Consider the following 16,620-nt stretch of genomic DNA (forward strand, 5'->3'; position numbering starts at 1 on the left):
TACCCGTGACCTGACCCATACGGACGGGTAACTTCCCTACGGGTCAGCCCTAGCCCGTACGTACGCCGACGCCTCTGGAGCCGTGATGCCCGAAGCCGTGATCGTCTCTGCCGCCCGCTCCCCCATCGGCCGCGCCGGCAAGGGCTCCCTCAAGGAGCTGCGCCCGGACGACCTGGCCGCCACGATCGTGCAGGCCGCGCTGGCGAAGGTCCCCGAGCTCGACCCGAGGGACATCGACGACCTGATGCTCGGCTGCGGCCTGCCCGGCGGCGAGCAGGGCCACAACCTGGGCCGGATCGTCGCCGTGCAGATGGGCATGGACCACCTGCCGGGCTGCACCGTCACCCGGTACTGCTCCTCGTCGCTCCAGACCACCCGCATGGCGCTGCACGCCATCAAGGCCGGTGAGGGCGACGTCTTCATCTCGGCCGGTGTCGAGACGGTCTCCCGGTTCGCCAAGGGCAGCTCCGACGGGCTCCCCGACACGCACAACCCGCTCTTCGCCGAGGCCGAGGCCCGTACCGCCGCCGTCGCCGCGTCCGAGGGCGCCACGTGGCACGACCCGCGCGAGGACGGCCTGCTGCCCGACCCGTACATCGCGATGGGCCAGACCGCCGAGAACCTCGCCCGGATCAAGGGCGTCACGCGCCAGGACATGGACGAGTTCGGCGTCCGCTCGCAGAACCTCGCCGAAGAGGCCATCAAGAACGGCTTCTGGGAGCGGGAGATCACCCCGGTGACGCTGCCCGACTCCACGGTCGTCAGCAAGGACGACGGCCCCCGCGCCGGCGTCACCCTGGAGGGCGTGGCGGGCCTGAAGCCGGTCTTCCGCCCCGACGGCCTGATCACCGCGGGCAACTGCTGCCCGCTCAACGACGGCGCCGCCGCGCTCGTCATCATGAGCGACACCAAGGCCCGCGAGCTGGGGCTGACCCCGCTGGCCCGGATCGTCTCCACCGGCGTCACCGGCCTCTCCCCCGAGATCATGGGCCTCGGCCCGGTCGAGGCGAGCCGGCAGGCGCTGGCCCGCGCCGGGCTGACCATCGACGACATCGACCTGGTCGAGATCAACGAGGCGTTCGCCGCCCAGGTGATCCCCTCCTACCGCGACCTCGGCATCCCGCTGGAGAAGCTGAACGTCAACGGCGGCGCCATCGCGGTCGGCCACCCCTTCGGCATGACCGGCGCCCGCATCACCGGCACGCTCATCAACTCCCTGCAGTGGCACGACAAGCAGTTCGGCCTGGAGACGATGTGCGTCGGCGGCGGGCAGGGCATGGCCATGGTCATCGAGCGCCTCAGCTGAGCCGTCCGGGACCGCCGGGGACCGTCCGGGACGACCTCCCGGACGACCCTGCGTAGCACTCGCGGGACCCTTCGTGAGCTCCGGCCCGGGACCCTGGAAACCACCAGGGTTCTGGGCCGTTTTGTGACTCAATCTCCCCCAGGATGTGACCTATCTCCCTCTCCTCGGAGATTTACGCTGGTCAGCCCCGCCCCACCCGTACCTCAGAGGCAGAAAGTCCTGTCCGGTTCGTGACGTTACGCACTGACAGCGGGTTAGTCCGCCCTTCAAGCTGATGTAGGAAGTCGGGGGTCGACTTTGAACCGGGAGTACGTCAGTGAGCGCCACATCGATCGCCCTGCTGCTCACCACGGCAGCCACCGGCGCCGTGGGCGTCGCGGTCCTGCGCAGCGTGCTGGTGCTGCGCCGCCAGGTCGCGGCCCTGCACACCGCGCTGGCCGAGAGCCGCGCCGCGGAGCTGCGCGGGCGGGTGCCCGCGGCCCGCACCACGGCCGACGCCGACGAGATACGCGCCGCGGTGGCCGAGGCGCTGGCCGAGGAGCGGGAGCGGGAGCTCGCCGAGGCACGGGCGTTCTGGGCCGCGCAGGAGAGCCGCGGCACCTCGGACGCGCCGCTGCTGCTCGGGTTCTCCGACAGCGGCCTGTCCGACTCGGGGCTGTCCGACTCGGTGCTGTCCGACAGCGCCCTGTCCGACGGCGGCGGTTTCGACGGGGGTTTCGACGGCGGCCTGTCCGACGGTGAGCCGTTCCTGCCCCACCCGGCCGACCTCGCCGGCCTGGAGTCGCCGGCCGGGGCGGAGGCCGAGGAGCCGCCCGCGGAATCCGCCGAGCTGGCCGCGGCCCGCCGCCGCCACCCCTCCCACCCGGACTTCGTGCCGAACCCGTCGCCCGCGGGCAACGACCACGAGCGGACCGTCACGGCGCTGGAGGAGCTGGCCGCCGGCCGGGTCGAGCTGGCGGACGTCCGGCCGGGCCCGCTGGGCACGCTGGACGTGTACGTCTTCGCCGACGGGACGACGCTGTGCATGACGCCGGGCCACCGCGAGACCTCGGAGCGGCTGGCGAGCGCGCTGCGCGCGGGCGAGACCCCGGTACTGCTGGGCGGCTCCGGTGTCTCCGGCGCCTACGCCCTCACCTTCTCCTGCGGCGAGGAGAGCGTGTACGTCCTGGCGGACCGCGTCATCGCGTCCCTCTAGACCCGCACCGCGGAGACACCGGGAGCAGGCCGGAACACCGGAACGCCGGACGCGTCGCGCCGGGGTCCTCAGACCCCGGCGCGTTTCTGTGCCTCCGTCACCAGCCTCACCGCCTCCTCCACGTCCGCCTCGCCGCGCAGCACGACCGCGAGGTCGTGCCCGGCGACGGCGATCTGGTCGGCGGCGGCGAACATCCCGGCGTCCGGCATCACCCGCGGCTCCGCCGCGGGGTCCTCGGCGAGCTGGGCCCGGCGGGACAGCTCCCTGGCCAGTTCCAGCGCCTCGGCGGCGGCGCCGCGCTGCAGCCTGCTCTGCGGGGCGGCCCGCAGACGGTCGGCGAAGTGTTCCAGCGCGCGGGTCAGAGGCGTCGTATCAACCACGGCGTGAGCGTACGCGGCTCTCCGGGACTGTTGCCAACGGACGAACGCTCGGGCACGGTGACTTGAAGGACCGGCTCACATCCCCTGCGTCCGGAGGCGCCGATGTCCCAAGTCTTCTCCGAGGAGACCCATCGCAACCTGCTCGCCCGCATCCCCCACTGCACCGGTCGTGAAGTCTCCGACTGGCTGCGCACCGTCGAGGAAGGCCCGGCTCTCTTCCGCTTCGAGGAGAAGGTCAGCTGGCTCAGGCACGAGCACAACCTCGCCTACGGGCACGCCAAGGCGATCGTCCACGAGTACGACATGAGAAGGGCCGCGCGCAGGCTGCTGTAGGCGCGCGCCACCGGCACGGCACGGCGAAGGGCCCCGGGCGACGCACGCCCGGGGCCCTTCGCACTCGATGACCGCGTCGGCGGGTCAGTCGTTGCTGTTGAGGATCGCGATGAGCCGCAGGAACTCCAGGTACAGCCAGACCAGCGTCAGGGTGAGGCCGAAGGCCGCGAACCAGGCCTCCTCGCGCGGGGCGCCGTAGGCGATGCCGTCCTCGACCTGCTTGAAGTCCAGGGCGAGGAAGCACGCGCCGAGGATGATGCCGATGACGCCGAAGAGGATGCCGAGGCCGCCGCTGCGGAAGCCGAGGCCGTCACCGCCGCCGAAGACGGCGAACAGCAGGTTCACCATCATCAGCAGGACGAAGCCCAGCGAGGCCGCCATCACGAAGCCGACGAAGCGGCGGTTGACGCGGATCCAGCCGGCCTTGTAGGCCACCAGCACGGCGGCGAAGGTCGCCATCGTGCCGATCACGGCCTGCATGGCGGCGCCGTCGGCGATGCGGTTGTCGACGACGCTGGAGACGACGCCGAGGAACACGCCCTCGAACGCCGCGTAGGCCAGGATCAGCGCCGGGGTCGGTGTCCGCTTGAAGGACTGGACGAGCGCCAGGACCATGCCGATCAGGGCGGCGCCGATGGCGATGCCGTACGAGCGGCCGATGTTGGCGTCGTCGACCGGCAGCAGCGCCCAGGAGAGCGCGGCGGTGACGATCAGCACGCCGAGCGTGCTGCCCGTCCGCAGGACGACGTCGTCGATGGTCATCCGGCCCGTGGTGGCGGGTGCCTGCGGCGGAGCGCCGAGGTCCGTCTGGGCGTACGGGTTCTGCGCGTACGGGTTGCCGGTCGGCTGGGCGTACGGGGCGCCCTGCGTGGCTACAGCGGGTCCCCCGGCCTGCGGCGCGGTGTTGAAGCCCGCGTAGCCGTTGTCGCGGCTGAACCCCCGTCGCGAGAAGACCGGGTTTCTGCTCCTCATTTCACTCCTCCATGGCCACCGTGCGTGGCCTTGGCTCAAGAGTAATAGAACGGCAAAGGAATGACCCTAGTGCTTGGGGAGGATCTTTCCCTCGTCCACCGGGAGAACACGCGAGGCCCGCCCGTGATTCCCCTCACCCGCCCCGGCCGCCACGCGCGCCTCGGGTCGGACACGCGCCTCGGTCAGAAGGGGAAACCGGTGTACGCCTCGGCGAGGTCGGTCTCGGCGGCGCGGGAGGAGGCGAGGCGCTCCAGCCGGGCCAGCTGGAGACGGCGGTCGAAGCCGGTGGCGTCGGGCGCGCGGTGGAGCAGGGCCGTCATGTCGTAGGAGAACCGCTCGGCCTGCCAGACGCGGCGCAGACAGGTGGCGGAGTAGCCGTCCAGCAGGTCGTCGGAGCCGGTGCGGCGGCGGTGGGCGAGGGCCCGCGCGAAGGTGACGACGTCACCGACAGCGAGGTTGAGGCCCTTGGCTCCGGTCGGGGGAACGATGTGAGCCGCGTCACCGGCGAGGAAGAGCCGGCCGTGCCGCATCGGCTCGTGGACGTAGGAGCGCATCGGGGTGACGGACTTCTGGGTGACGGGGCCGCGCTCCAGCCGCCAGCCGTCGGCGGTCTCGAAGCGGCGCTCCAGCTCGTCCCAGACGGCGTCGTCGCTCCAGCTGTCGGCGTCGGTGCCCTCGGGCACCTGGAGGTAGAGGCGGGAGACGGACGGCGAGCGCATGGAGAGCAGGGCGAAGCCGCGGTCGTGCCGGGCGTAGACGAGTTCGTCGTGGGAGGGGGCGACGTCGGCGAGGATGCCGAGCCAGCCGAAGGGGTACGTACGTTCGAACACCTGCGTGAGGTGCTCGGGTATCGCCTTGCGGGCGACGCCCCAGAAGCCGTCGCAGCCGACGACGTAGTCGCACTCCAGCACGGACTCGGCGCCCGCGCGGCGGAACCGCACCCGGGGGCTGTCGGTGCCGGCGCCCTCGACGGCCAGCGCCTCCGTCTCGAACAGCAGCGGGCCGCCGTCCTTGAGCTGGAGGGCGATGAGGTCCTTGCAGACCTCGGTCTGGGCGTAGACCGTCACGGACCGGCCGCCGGTGAGGGCGGGGAAGTCGACGCGGTGGCGGCGCGCGGCGAAGCGCAGTTCTATGCCGTCGTGGCGCAGTCCCTCCCGGTCCAGGCGCTCCCCGGCACCCGCCTCGCGCAGCACGTCGACCGTCCCCTGCTCCAGGATGCCGGCGCGCTGGCGCTGCTCGACGTAGCTCCGGTCGCGGCTCTCCAGGACGACCGAGTCGATCCCGGCGTTGTGGAGCAGCCGGGCGAGGAGGAGGCCGGCGGGGCCGGCTCCGATGATGCCGACGGTGGTGCGCATCGGTCGTTCCCTTCGGTGGGCGTCATTGCCTGGGCCGTGTTCGCCTGGTGAAATTTTTTTCACCGGGTGCCGCCGCGAGTCTCCGTCCGGACACGTCCGCTGTCAACGGGTCCGGCGGGAACGGCGCCGGGAGTGCCGCCGGGCATGCCGATGTGAGGGGTTTCGGGAGTGCTGCGGGGGAGAGTTCCGCGGTGCGCGCGAGGGAGGTGCGGCGTCGAGAAGGTGCCCGGAGCCGGACTTGAACCGGCACGCCCGCGAAGGGGCAGCGAGGTTTAAGCTCGCCGTGTCTGCATTCCACCATCCGGGCAGGCCATGGGCTCCGCGTCGAGCCACGACCCTATCGGGACGCCCCCTCCCGGCAGGGACCGGGCAACCCGATGTTGTCTTATTTTATTGATGTCTGAGGGTGCATCAGCCGGCCGAACAGGCCATCCGCACTTGCCAACAGCCTCGCGCGCACGCGCCCGCCGCGCATGCGGAATGACGGAATTTCACCGTCCGAACAAGGGCGCTCCACCGGTTCTCGACCGTTCGCGCCCACCACCCGGGGAACCGGCGGGGGCGTCGCGGGGGGCGTCAGGGTCGGCCGTCATCCCCAGGTATGACGGCGCCCGGCGAGGTCCCTCCCAGGTCGGCCCTCCAGACCGGAACAGCGGTTGACTACATCGCGCTTCCCGGCCGGAACGATGGATCGCGTTCCACCGTCCCCGTCCCACAGGAGCGCTCGCCGTGACCACCGCACCCATCGCCGCCCCGACCACCGCCGTGGCGGCGCACGCCACGGAGCTGTCGAAGATCTACGGGCAGGGCGAGACCCAGGTGGTCGCCCTGGACCGGGTCTCCGTCGAGTTCCGGCAGGCCGAGTTCACCGCGATCATGGGCCCGTCCGGCTCGGGCAAGTCCACGCTGATGCACTGCGTGGCGGGTCTCGACACCTTCTCCTCCGGCTCCGTGCGGATCGGCGGGACCGAGCTGGGGTCGCTGAAGGACAAGCAGCTCACGCGGTTGCGCCGGGACAAGATCGGCTTCATCTTCCAGGCGTTCGACCTGCTGCCGACCCTGACGGCGCTGGAGAACATCACGCTGCCGATGGACATCGCGGGCCGCAAGGCGGACAAGCAGTGGCTGAACACGGTGATCGAGATGGTGGGCCTGTCGGGGCGGCTCGGGCACCGGCCCGCGCAGCTCTCCGGCGGCCAGCAGCAGCGCGTCGCCGTGGCCCGCGCGCTGGCCTCCAAGCCGGAGATCATCTTCGGTGACGAGCCGACCGGCAACCTCGACTCCCGATCGGGCGCCGAGGTGCTGGGCTTCCTGCGCAACTCGGTGCGGGAGCTGGGGCAGACCGTGGTGATGGTGACCCACGACCCGGTGGCCGCGGCCTACGCGGACCGCGTCGTCTTCCTCGCCGACGGCCGGATCGTCGACGAGGTGTACGGCCCGACCGCCGACAAGGTCCTGGACCGGATGAAGCAGTTCGACGCCAAGGGCCGCACCAGCTGAACCGGCCTCCCGCCAGCCCCTACCCCACCGCCCTCACGTCTGGACAGAGAAGACCCCATGTTCCGTACCGCCTTGCGCAACGTGCTCGCGCACAAGGCCAGGCTGCTGATGACCGTGCTCGCCGTGCTGCTCGGCGTGGCGTTCGTCTCCGGCACCCTCGTCTTCACCAACACCGTCTCCGCGGCGTACGAGAAGTCCTCCACCAAGGGCTTCGAGGAGGTCGACGTCGCCGTCACGGCGGCCTGGAACGAGGACGACGACGAGTCGGCCGAGCTGACCCCGGCCCTCCTCGACCGGGCGGAGCGGACCGAGGGCGTGGCCTCCGTCATCGGCAGCGTCTCCGGCTTCACCGCCCTCGCCGACAAGAACGGCGACCCGGTCGGCAACGGCTGGCAGGTGCAGGGCGCCAACTACTGGGGCACCGACGACCCCCGCTACCCGATGGCCGAGGGCCACGCGCCGGAGAACGACGGCGAGGTCGCCATCGACTCCGAGACCGCCGCGCGGACCGGGTACGAGGTCGGCGACCAGGTCCGGATGTCCGTCGACGGCCCGGTGCTCACCCCGACGATCAGCGGCATCTTCACCACGGACGACGGCAACGTCGCGGCGGGCGGCAGCCTCACCCTCTTCGACACGGACACCGCGCAGAAGCTCTACGGCAAGACCGGCCGGTACGACCAGATCGCTGTGAAGGCGAAGCCGGGGGTAAGCCAGACCGCCCTGCTGGCCGCGCTGGAGAAGTCCCTGCCGAAGGACACCGTCGAGCTGGAGACGGGCCAGGCACTCGCCGACGAGCAGGCCGCGGTGACCGCCCGGTCCATGGACAGCCTGAAGCAGATACTGCTGGTCGCCGCCGGTATCTCCCTCTTCGTCGGCACCTTCCTCATCGCCAACACCTTCGGCATGCTGGTCGCGCAGCGCACCAAGGAGCTGGCCCTGCTGCGGGCCGTCGGCGCCTCGCGCCGCCAGGTCACCCGGTCGGTGCTGTTCGAGGCGTTCGTCGTCGGCGTCGTCGCCGCGGTCACCGGCCTCGTCGCGGGTATCGGCATCGGCGCCGGACTGCGCTCCCTGATGGGCTCGGTCGGCGCCGGCCTCCCGGACGGCCCGCTCGTCGTCTCCCCGAGCACCGTCGTCGCGGCGCTCGCCGTCGGTGTCCTCATCACCGTGCTGGCCGCGTGGCTGCCCGGCCGCCGGGCCGCGAAGATCCCGCCGGTGGCGGCGATGAACAGCGTGCACGCCGCGCCGTCCACCAAGTCGCTGGTCCTGCGGAACACCGTCGGCGCCCTGTTCACGGCGGCGGGCGCGGCGGTCGTGCTGGCCGCGACGACGACCGACGACGCCTCCGGCGCGCAGGCCCCGATGGCGCTCGGCGCGGGCCTGATCGTCATCGGCGTCTTCGTCCTCACCCCGCTGCTGTCCCGCCCGCTGATCGCCGCGGCGGCACCGGTGCTGCGCGTCTTCGGCATCTCGGGGAAGCTGGCCCGGCAGAACGCGGTCCGCAACCCGCGCCGTACGGCGGCCACGGCCTCCGCCCTGATGATCGGCCTGACCCTGATCACGGGCCTGACGGTCGCGGCGGTCGGCGTGCAGTCGGCGATCGACAAGATGGCCTCCGGGTCGATCCGGGCCGACTACGTGGTGTCGATGGCGAACGGCAGCTACCTCTCCCCCGACGTCGCGGAGAACCTCTCCGGCGTGGACGGCGTCACCGCCAGCAGCCCGATGCGCAACTCCTACTCGGAGATCGACGGCCGGGACGAGTACCTCACCGGCGTCACCGGCTCCGAGTTCCGCGAGCTGACCGACCTGCCGGTCCGGGACGGCGCGTTCGAGATCTCCGGCACCCGGGTGGTCGTCGACGAGGAGACCGCGAAGGAACACGGCTGGAAGGCCGGGTCCGCCTTCACGGTCGCCTACGACGACGAGAAGAAGCAACGGCTCACGGTCGCCGGGGTGTACGAGGGCAACGAGATGTTCCGCGGCATCATGCTCGACCTGCCGACGCTGACCCCGCACATCGCCGACCCGGTCGACATGCAGGTCATGGTGAAGATGTCCGGCGGCGTGTCCGACGCGTCCAAGGACACGCTGCGGAAGGCCCTCGACGACAGCCCGGCCGTCGCCGTCCAGGACAAGCAGGACATCTCCGACGGGATCGCCCAGATGGTGACCCTGATGCTGAACATCCTGTACGGCCTGCTGGGCATGGCGGTGATCGTGGCGGTCCTCGGGGTCGTCAACACCCTGGCCCTGTCGGTGTTCGAGCGCTCCCAGGAGATCGGCATGCTCCGCGCGATCGGCCTGGACCGCCGGGGCATCAAGCGGATGGTCCGCCTGGAGTCCCTGATCATCTCCCTGTTCGGCGCGGTCCTCGGCATCGGGCTCGGCATCTTCTTCGGCTGGGCCGCGGGCGAGCTGGTCGGCACGGAGCTGTCGACGTACGAGCTGGTGGTGCCGTGGGGCCGGATCGCGCTCTTCCTGCTGCTGGCCGCGACGGTCGGTGTGCTGGCGGCGCTGTGGCCGGCCCGGCGCGCGGCCCGGCTGAACCCGCTGACGGCGATCAAGTCGGAGTAGCCGCGGCGCGAGGTGACGGAAAAGGGCCCCTGCTCCGAGGAGTAGGGGCCCTTTCCACGCGCGGGCGGGTCAGTTCCAGATGCTCAGTTCCAGGTGCGGGTGCGCAGCGGCAGGCCCGAGGCGCCGGACTCGGGGGTCCGCACGGCCAGGATCTGGTTGACGCCGATGCGGTTGCGCTCGAAGGAGAGCGCGGAGGCGGCCATGTACAGGAGCCAGACCCGGGCCCGGCCGTAGCCGGCCACCCGGACCGCCCGGTTCCAGTCGGCCTCCAGGTTGGCGACCCAGCGGCGCAGGGTGTGCGCGTAGTGCTCGCGGATCGCCTCGACGTCGCGCACCTCGAACCCGGCGCGCTCCAGCTGGGTGACGGTGGTGCCGACCGGGGCCAGCTCACCATCGGGAAAAACGTAGGAGTCGATGAACTCGTCCACGCTGTACGCCGACTCGTCGCGCCGCGGGCGGCGGGCGATCTGGTGGTTGAGCAGCCGTCCGCCGGGCCCCAGCAGGGCGTACAGGTCGCGGGCGTACTCCAGGTACCGTTCGGCGCCGACGTGCTCGGCCATGCCGATGGAGGAGATCGCGTCGTAGGGGCCGTCGGTGACGTCGCGGTAGTCCTGTACGCGGATCTCGACCCGGTCGGTGAGCCCCTCCTCGGCGACGCGCTTGCGGGCGTACGCGGCCTGTTCCTGCGAGAGGGTGACGCCGACGACGCTCACGCCGTGCTCGCGGGCGGCGTGGATCGCCATGGAGCCCCAGCCGCAGCCGACGTCGAGCAGGCGCATGCCGGGCTTCAGGGCGAGCTTGCGGCTGACCAGTTCCAGCTTGTCGCGCTGGGCGGTCTCCAGGGTGGCGCCGTCGGCCTCGGCGGCCGGCCAGTAGGCGCAGGAGTAGACCATGGAGGGGCCGAGGACCAGCTCGTAGAAGTCGTTGCCGACGTCGTAGTGGTGGCTGATCGCGTGCTTGTCGGTGCGGCGGGTGTGGAGGTGGCCGCGGCGCCGGCGGACCTCCTCGGCGGGCGGGGCCGGCGGCAGCGGGGGGCCGGCGAGCCTGACCAGGCCGCGGACGGCGGCGCGGACCTCGGGGTCGCGCAGGGCCTGGCCGAGGGTACGGGCGTCCTCGCCGCGCTCCCAGATCAGTCCGGCGAGCAGGTCGAGGGCGGTGTAGAGGTCGCCCTCGACCTCCAGGTCACCGGCGACCCAGCCGCGGGCGAGGCCCAGTTCGCCGGGCTTGAACAGCAGGCGGCGCAGCGCGCGGCGGTTGCGTACGACGAGCGCGGGCGCACCCGGCGGTCCGGCCCCGGAGCCGTCCCACGCGCGGACCCGGACCGGGAGCGGGACTCCCAGTACCTGTTCGACGAGGCTCTTCAGCCGCAACGCGGCGTCTGCCATGGCACACACCTCCGAAAGCCGGATGTTTACTCACCACGTAAACACCGGATGCGGGGATGCGCAGTCCCACCTCCCGGTCATGACTACGCAAAATAGTTGCAGAGGCCACTCACTTCGCGCGGCCCCCCCGGGCACGGGGAAGGGGCCGCCCGCACCACGGATGGCGGACGGCCCCTCGGGGTCCTGCTTACGTACTGCGGGGTGGAGCGACCCTGGTCAGGAGGCCTTGGCCTTCTCCTCGGTCTTCTCCCCGGCCTTTTCGTCGGCCTTCGGAGCGGGGACGGCGGCCGGCTTCGGGGCCGGCTTGGCGGCCTCGTAGAACTCCTCGCGCGGCGTCTCGACGGCGCCGAGCGAGACGACCTCGCGCTTGAGGAACATCCCGAGCGTCCAGTCCGCGAAGACGCGGATCTTGCGGTTGAACGTCGGCATCGCCATGCCGTGGTAGGCGCGGTGCATGTACCAGGCGAGACGTCCCTTGAGCTTGATCTTCATCTTGCCCATGACGATCATCGCCACGCCCTTGTGCAGGCCGAGACCCGCGACCGCGCCCTTGTTGGCGTGGCTGTACTCCTTCTGCGGGAAGCCCCGCATGCCGGAGACCACGTTGTCGCCGAGGACCTTGGCCTGGCGCAGCGCGTGCTGGGCGTTGGGCGGGCACCAGGCGTTGGGGTTGCCGGCCTTGCGGCCGACGAGGTCCGGGACCTGGGCGTTGTCGCCCGCGGCCCAGATGTAGTCGGTGCCCTGCACCTGGAGCGTGGCCTGCGTGTCGACGTGGCCGCGCGGGCCGAGCGGCAGACCGAAGCGGGACAGCACCGGGTTGGGCTTCACGCCCGCCGTCCAGACCAGGGTGCCGGCGTCGACCTCCAGGCCGTTCTTCAGCACGACGTGACCGTCGACGCAGGAGTCCATGGAGGTCGAGAGGTAGACCTCGACGCCGCGGCTCTCCAGGTGCTCCTTGCCGTAGGCGCCCAGCTTCGGGCCGACCTCGGGGAGGATCTTGTCGGCGGCGTCGACCAGGATGAACCGCATGTCCTCGCGGGACACGTTGTTGTACTCCTTGGCCGCGTCCCGGGCCATGTCCTCGACCTCACCGATGGTCTCCGCACCGGCGAAGCCGCCGCCGATGAAGACGAAGGTGAGCGCCTTGCGGCGGATCTCCTCGTCGGTGGTGGAGTCGGCCTTGTCGAGCTGTTCGAGGACGTGGTTGCGCAGGCCGATGGCCTCCTCGACGCCCTTCATGCCGATGCCCTGCTCGGCGAGGCCGGGGATCGGGAAGGTACGGGAGACCGCGCCCATGGCGATGACCAGGTAGTCGAACGGCAGCTCGTACGCCTCGCCCGTCAGCGGGGCGACCGTGGCGACCTTGCGGTCCTGGTCGATGGTGGTGACCCGACCGGTGAGGACCTCCGCCTTCGGCAGCACGCGTCGCAGCGGGACGACGACGTGGCGCGGGGAGATGTTGCCGGCGGCGGTTTCGGGGAGGAAGGGCTGGTAGGTCATGTACGACCGGGGGTCGACGACCGTGACGGTCGCCTCGCCGTAACGCATCTTCTTGAGAATGCGTCGAGCCGCGTACAGGCCTACGTACCCACCGCCTACTACGAGGATCCTGGGACGCTCCGTGGTGCTCATGGCATCGAGTATCCACCTGCCCCGGGGGGGTGCTTCGTGCGCCCCTTCACAAGCTCCGTTGAGGGTCGTGTTACACTCCTCCGCTCGCGTGACGCAGGTCATGTCACGGAGCGGGAACCGCCGGGTGACACGCACCGTTGTCAATGGCGCGTGAGCAGCCACTCCGGCCGGTCGGGGCCGCGTCGGGCTCCGTTACGAACCGACGCCGGGAGCATTTCCACGCCCCCCTTCTGAACGTGTTCAAAGGGCAGTTGAGCCCCCAAAAGGGTCAACGAGATGCCGTTCGCCGCCCACCGGGACCCAATCTCTTGTGAAGAACTTCACGAACTTTCCCGCGAAGAGGTCCCACAGGGCCCTTCCGGAGCCTCCATGATCCGCTCAGACGTTCCCCGACCTGCTCAGACGACGGCCTGCGACTGATCGCCGCACAGACACCACGGAGCGGTCACCGCCCCTTCGGACGCACCTTTTATTACGTTTGTCCCGCCGCACGCCGGGACCGCCGGGGTGGTGGCCGGAAAAGAGGTCGCATGAGTCCGCACCGCCGCACGACGGGACTGCTCTCCCCCGTTCCCGAGCAGGGGGTCCTGGCCGTCCCTCCGTGGGCCTGGTGGGCGCCGGCGGTGCTGACCGTGCTGGCCGTCGCGCTGGACCTGCCCACGCCGGGCGGGCTGAGCGGCGACGCGCTGCTGATCCTCAGCTCCATGACGGCCGCCTGCGTGCACCGGATGCGGGGCGTGGTGCTGCTCGCGGCCGTGAACAGCGCCGCCGGCCTGCTCTTCCTCCTCGCCCGCCATCTGCACACCGACGGCAGCCATGCCGTGGTCGACTTCGCCGCGCTGCTCGTCCTGGTCTGGGCGAGCGTCCCGCTCTGCCGGCTGCGGCTCTTCCTGGACCGGCGCATGCGGGACACCTGGCGGGCCGCGGCGTACGCCCAGCGCGCCGTACTGCCGCCGGTACGCGCCTGGCTCGGCCGCACCTGGATCGCCGTGCGCTACGAGGCGGCCTCGGACGCGGCGGCCGTCGGCGGCGACCTCTACGCCGTGGAGGAGACCCCGTACGGGGTGCGGCTGCTCATCGGCGACGTACGCGGCAAGGGTCCCGACGCGATCCCCGCCGTGGCCGCCCTGGTGGGGTGCTTCCGGGAGGCGGCGCACCACACCTCCACCCTGCCGCTCCTCGCCCACCACCTCGACGAGGCCGTGGCCCGGAACATCCGCGAGACGGTGGCCGTGCGGGGCGCGGGCGACACCCCCGGCGAGCACTTCATCACCGCCGCCGTCGCCGAACTGCCGCCGGGTGGCGGGGAGGTACGGCTGCTGAGCCGCGGCCACTGCCCGGCGTTCCTCGCCACGGAGGAAGGCGTGCGCGCCTGGGAGCCGGCCGACCCGGGCCTCCCCCTCGGCCTCGGCGACCTCGATCCCGGCCCCTGGGGCCACGAGTCCCGCCCCTTCGCCCCCGGCGACCTGCTCCTGCTCTGCACGGACGGCCTGCTGGAGGCCCGCGACGCCGACGGCGTCTTCTACTCCCCCGAAGAGGGCCTCGCGGAGACCTGGCGCGCGGGGCCGCCCACGGTGGTGGAACACCAGACCCGCCTGGTCCACCACCACGCGGGCGGCGTCCTCGCGGACGACCTGGCCCTGCTCGCGGTGACGGTGTCGGCGACGGAGCCGCCGGCGGGGCCGGACGGACCCTGACCCCGCCGAGGCGGCGGCTACGCCACCGACCAGGCGATCCCGTCCAGGATGTCGTGCTCGCTGACCACGACCTCCGGTGCGCCGGTGCGTTCCATGATCGCGCGGAGGACCAGGGCGCCGGCGGCGATGACGTCGACCCGGCCGGGGTGCATGGAAGGGATCGCGGCGCGCTCGGCGTGGGTGGAGCGCAGGAGGTGGTCGGTGATCTCGTCCACGCGGGCGCGGGAGACGCGGGAGTGGTGGATGGCGGTCGAGTCGTACTCCGGGAGGTCCTGGGCGATCGCCGAGACGGTCGTCACCGAGCCGGCGAGGCCGACCAGGGTGCGGGCCTCACGCAGGGGCACGGTCTGTTCGGCGAGGTCGAGGGCGGCCTCGATGTCCGCCCGCATCGCCGCGATCCGCTCCGGCGTCGGCGGGTCGGCCACCGCGCCGTCCGTCACCAGGTGCCGCTCGGTCATCCGGACGCAGCCGACGTCGACGGAGCGGGCGGCACGCACGTGGTCGTCGCCGACGACGAACTCCGTCGAGCCGCCGCCGATGTCCACCACCAGGAACGGGCGGGCGAGGTCGGTGCGGCCGGTCAGCTCCTTGGTGGCGCCGGTGAAGGAGAACTCCGCCTCCTGGTCGCCGGTGATCACCTCGGGCTCGACGCCGAGGATGTCCACGACGCCGCGCACGAATTCGTCGCGGTTCTCCGCGTCCCGGGAGGCCGAGGTGGCCACGAAGCGGACGCGTTCCGCGCCGTGCCGGTCGATGATCTTCGCGTACTCGCGGCAGGCCGCGAACGTCCGCTCCAGCGCCTCGGGGGCGAGCCGGCCGGTGCGGTCGACGCCCTGGCCGAGCCGCACGATCGTCATGCGGCGGTCCAGGTCGGTCAGCTCACCGGTCTCCGGGTCCGCGTCGGCGACCAGCAGCCGGATGGAGTTCGTACCGCAGTCGATCGCGGCGACACGGGTCACTTCTCGTCCTCCCCACAGGCCGTGGTCACGCACGGGCCCTTGCGCCACCACTCCGGCAGCATCTCGATCGCCTCGTCGCCCAGCGGGTTCACGCCGGGCCCGGCGGCCAGCGAGTGGGCCACCAGCACGTGCAGGCACTTCACCCGGTCGGGCATGCCGCCCGCGCTCGGGAAGTTCGTGAGCTGCTCGATCTCGTCGCGGCGCCGGATGTAGTCCTCGTGCGCGGCACGGTACGCGGCGGCCAGCTCCGGGTCGGCGGCGAGCCGCTCGGTCATCTCCTTCATCACGCCGTTGGCCTCAAGGGTGCCGATGGCGGAGGCGGCCTTCGGGCACGTCAGGTAGTACAGCGTGGGGAACGGCGTCCCGTCGGGCAGCCGCGGGGCGGTCTCCACGACGTCCGGCTGCCCGCACGGGCACCGGTGCGCGATGGCGCGCAGTCCGCGCGGCGGACGGCCCAGCTGCTGCTTGAAGGCCTCGACGTCCGCGTCGGTGGGCTCGGTGCGCGGGGTGGGCGGCGGGGGCGTGTGCATGACTGGCTTCTGTCGGTCTTCCTGTGGGTTCTACGAGTGACTGGCGGCGGCGTCGGCCTTGTCGACGCCCTCCCAGACGGTGCGGTACCAGGGGCGGCCCGCCGCGCCGAGGCCGGTGCGGGACTGCTTCGCCGTGCCCGGGTCGACGACGACGAATCCCGTCTCCCCCGGCATCACGTAGTGCAGCCGCAGCCGGATCTGCTGCTCGGCGTACGCGTCGTCCTGCCAGCGCGCCTTCAGGTCCCGCAGGTCCTCGACCCGCTGCCGGGCCTGCTGCTTCTCCCGGCGCAGATCGTCGATCTCGCCGCGCTGGGCGACGTACTGCCGTATCGGGTAGGCGAGCACCACGACGAGGGAGCAGATCACCATCACGAGGAGGGCCGCCCGGCCGGTCAGCCGGGAGCGGCGGGCCTGGCGCTTGGTCTGCGAGCGGTAGACCCGGGCGGCGGTCTGCTCGCCCAGGGCCCGGATCCTGGTCGCGGTGGAGAAACGGTCCCGGTCCTTCACCGCCATGTCGCTTCCGCCTCCCGGTGCACGCGCGTACGTCCCCGCACACGGTACGGGACCGTGGACGGGGACGTACGTGCGACGCCGCCTACCGGAGCTGCCGGGGTGTGCTCAGCCCTTGAAGCGGGGGAACGCGCTGCGGCCGGCGTAGACCGCGGCGTCGTCGAGGATCTCCTCGATGCGCAGCAGCTGGTTGTACTTGGCGACGCGCTCGGAGCGGGCCGGGGCGCCGGTCTTGATCTGGCCGCAGTTGGTGGCGACGGCGAGGTCGGCGATGGTGACGTCCTCGGTC

Annotated in this window: 14 protein-coding genes, 1 tRNA gene and 1 pseudogene; 6 read left to right on the forward strand and 10 right to left on the reverse strand. The window is 71.7% G+C overall.

Annotation, left to right across the window (positions count from 1 at the left end; translation table 11 throughout):
• Nucleotides 1–85: 85 nt before the first annotated feature.
• A complete protein-coding gene (locus tag UW392_RS48085; protein ID WP_320781694.1) occupies nucleotides 86–1,306 on the forward strand; it encodes an acetyl-CoA C-acetyltransferase in 1,221 nt (406 codons plus the stop codon).
• 316 nt (nucleotides 1,307–1,622) lie between these two features.
• Nucleotides 1,623–2,501: a hypothetical protein gene (locus UW392_RS48090; RefSeq protein ID WP_320781695.1), complete on the forward strand. Its 879-nt coding sequence runs from the start codon at nucleotides 1,623–1,625 to the stop codon at nucleotides 2,499–2,501.
• Nucleotides 2,502–2,569: 68 nt separating this feature from the next.
• On the opposite strand, the gene UW392_RS48095 is transcribed toward UW392_RS48090, so the two are convergent.
• Nucleotides 2,570–2,881: a hypothetical protein gene (locus UW392_RS48095; RefSeq protein WP_320781696.1), complete on the reverse strand. Its 312-nt coding sequence runs from the start codon at nucleotides 2,879–2,881 to the stop codon at nucleotides 2,570–2,572.
• Nucleotides 2,882–2,983: 102 nt separating this feature from the next.
• Here UW392_RS48095 and UW392_RS48100 point away from each other — a divergent pair, with 102 nt between their 5' ends.
• The gene (locus tag UW392_RS48100; protein ID WP_320781697.1) at nucleotides 2,984–3,214 is read left to right on the forward strand and encodes a DUF4287 domain-containing protein; all 231 of its coding nucleotides are present in this window, start codon (nucleotides 2,984–2,986) and stop codon (nucleotides 3,212–3,214) included.
• 84 nt (nucleotides 3,215–3,298) lie between these two features.
• Here the strand turns inward: UW392_RS48100 and UW392_RS48105 are convergent, their stop codons facing one another.
• The 3 genes from UW392_RS48105 to UW392_RS48115 form a co-directional block, all read right to left on the reverse strand.
• On the reverse strand, nucleotides 3,299–4,186 hold the full coding sequence (locus UW392_RS48105; protein ID WP_320781698.1) for a Bax inhibitor-1/YccA family protein: 888 nt from the start codon (nucleotides 4,184–4,186) through the stop codon (nucleotides 3,299–3,301).
• A 182-nt stretch (nucleotides 4,187–4,368) separates the two neighbouring features.
• Nucleotides 4,369–5,541, reverse strand: a complete 1,173-nt coding sequence (locus UW392_RS48110; protein WP_320781699.1) for a 4-hydroxybenzoate 3-monooxygenase — start codon at nucleotides 5,539–5,541, stop codon at nucleotides 4,369–4,371.
• Nucleotides 5,542–5,764: 223 nt separating this feature from the next.
• A tRNA-Leu gene (locus tag UW392_RS48115) sits at nucleotides 5,765–5,848 on the reverse strand.
• A gap of 422 nt (nucleotides 5,849–6,270) precedes the next feature.
• Here UW392_RS48115 and UW392_RS48120 point away from each other — a divergent pair.
• Together UW392_RS48120 and UW392_RS48125 are read left to right on the forward strand one after the other, a co-directional pair.
• A complete protein-coding gene (locus UW392_RS48120; protein ID WP_320781700.1) occupies nucleotides 6,271–7,041 on the forward strand; it encodes an ABC transporter ATP-binding protein in 771 nt (256 codons plus the stop codon).
• 57 nt (nucleotides 7,042–7,098) lie between these two features.
• Nucleotides 7,099–9,618, forward strand: a complete 2,520-nt coding sequence (locus tag UW392_RS48125) for an ABC transporter permease (RefSeq protein ID WP_320781701.1) — start codon at nucleotides 7,099–7,101, stop codon at nucleotides 9,616–9,618.
• Nucleotides 9,619–9,701: 83 nt separating this feature from the next.
• On the opposite strand, the gene UW392_RS48130 is transcribed toward UW392_RS48125, so the two are convergent.
• Both UW392_RS48130 and UW392_RS48135 read right to left on the reverse strand, forming a co-directional pair.
• Nucleotides 9,702–11,003 carry a cyclopropane-fatty-acyl-phospholipid synthase family protein gene (locus tag UW392_RS48130; RefSeq protein WP_320781702.1) on the reverse strand — a complete coding sequence of 434 codons (1,302 nt, stop codon included), beginning with the start codon at nucleotides 11,001–11,003 and terminating at the stop codon, nucleotides 9,702–9,704.
• Between the two features lie 216 nt (nucleotides 11,004–11,219).
• Nucleotides 11,220–12,635, reverse strand: a complete 1,416-nt coding sequence (locus UW392_RS48135; protein ID WP_320781703.1) for an NAD(P)/FAD-dependent oxidoreductase — start codon at nucleotides 12,633–12,635, stop codon at nucleotides 11,220–11,222.
• Nucleotides 12,636–13,165: 530 nt separating this feature from the next.
• Here UW392_RS48135 and UW392_RS48140 point away from each other — a divergent pair.
• On the forward strand, nucleotides 13,166–14,332 hold the full coding sequence (locus tag UW392_RS48140; protein ID WP_320781704.1) for a PP2C family protein-serine/threonine phosphatase: 1,167 nt from the start codon (nucleotides 13,166–13,168) through the stop codon (nucleotides 14,330–14,332).
• Between the two features lie 17 nt (nucleotides 14,333–14,349).
• Here the strand turns inward: UW392_RS48140 and UW392_RS48145 are convergent, their stop codons facing one another.
• The 4 genes and pseudogenes from UW392_RS48145 to eno form a co-directional block, all read right to left on the reverse strand.
• Complete coding sequence (locus UW392_RS48145; RefSeq protein ID WP_320781705.1) at nucleotides 14,350–15,291, reverse strand: Ppx/GppA phosphatase family protein; 942 nt, start codon at nucleotides 15,289–15,291, stop codon at nucleotides 14,350–14,352.
• Entirely contained in the window at nucleotides 15,288–15,821 is a 534-nt protein-coding gene (locus UW392_RS48150; protein ID WP_320781706.1) for a DUF501 domain-containing protein, read from the reverse strand. Before UW392_RS48150 ends, UW392_RS48145 begins: the two co-directional genes overlap by 4 nt.
• A gap of 30 nt (nucleotides 15,822–15,851) precedes the next feature.
• Nucleotides 15,852–16,334, reverse strand: a complete 483-nt coding sequence (locus UW392_RS48155; RefSeq protein ID WP_320781707.1) for a septum formation initiator family protein — start codon at nucleotides 16,332–16,334, stop codon at nucleotides 15,852–15,854.
• Between the two features lie 105 nt (nucleotides 16,335–16,439).
• Nucleotides 16,440–16,620: pseudogene (gene eno / locus UW392_RS48160) on the reverse strand (phosphopyruvate hydratase); the annotation flags it as partial.

Source organism: Streptomyces sp. CRN 30 (assembly GCF_034105845.1).

Excerpts from the sequence above, each read along its gene's own strand:
- UW392_RS48130 (WP_320781702.1), bottom strand. The coding sequence starts at position 11,003 with ATGGCAGACGCCGCGTTGCGGCTGAAGAGCCTCGTCGAACAGGTACTG.
- UW392_RS48110 (WP_320781699.1), bottom strand. The coding sequence starts at position 5,541 with ATGCGCACCACCGTCGGCATCATCGGAGCCGGCCCCGCCGGCCTCCTC.
- UW392_RS48105 (WP_320781698.1), bottom strand. The coding sequence starts at position 4,186 with ATGAGGAGCAGAAACCCGGTCTTCTCGCGACGGGGGTTCAGCCGCGAC.
- UW392_RS48150 (WP_320781706.1), bottom strand. The coding sequence starts at position 15,821 with ATGCACACGCCCCCGCCGCCCACCCCGCGCACCGAGCCCACCGACGCG.
- UW392_RS48100 (WP_320781697.1), top strand. The coding sequence starts at position 2,984 with ATGTCCCAAGTCTTCTCCGAGGAGACCCATCGCAACCTGCTCGCCCGC.
- UW392_RS48135 (WP_320781703.1), bottom strand. The coding sequence starts at position 12,635 with ATGAGCACCACGGAGCGTCCCAGGATCCTCGTAGTAGGCGGTGGGTAC.
- UW392_RS48155 (WP_320781707.1), bottom strand. The coding sequence starts at position 16,334 with ATGGCGGTGAAGGACCGGGACCGTTTCTCCACCGCGACCAGGATCCGG.
- UW392_RS48125 (WP_320781701.1), top strand. The coding sequence starts at position 7,099 with ATGTTCCGTACCGCCTTGCGCAACGTGCTCGCGCACAAGGCCAGGCTG.
- UW392_RS48140 (WP_320781704.1), top strand. The coding sequence starts at position 13,166 with ATGAGTCCGCACCGCCGCACGACGGGACTGCTCTCCCCCGTTCCCGAG.
- UW392_RS48085 (WP_320781694.1), top strand. The coding sequence starts at position 86 with ATGCCCGAAGCCGTGATCGTCTCTGCCGCCCGCTCCCCCATCGGCCGC.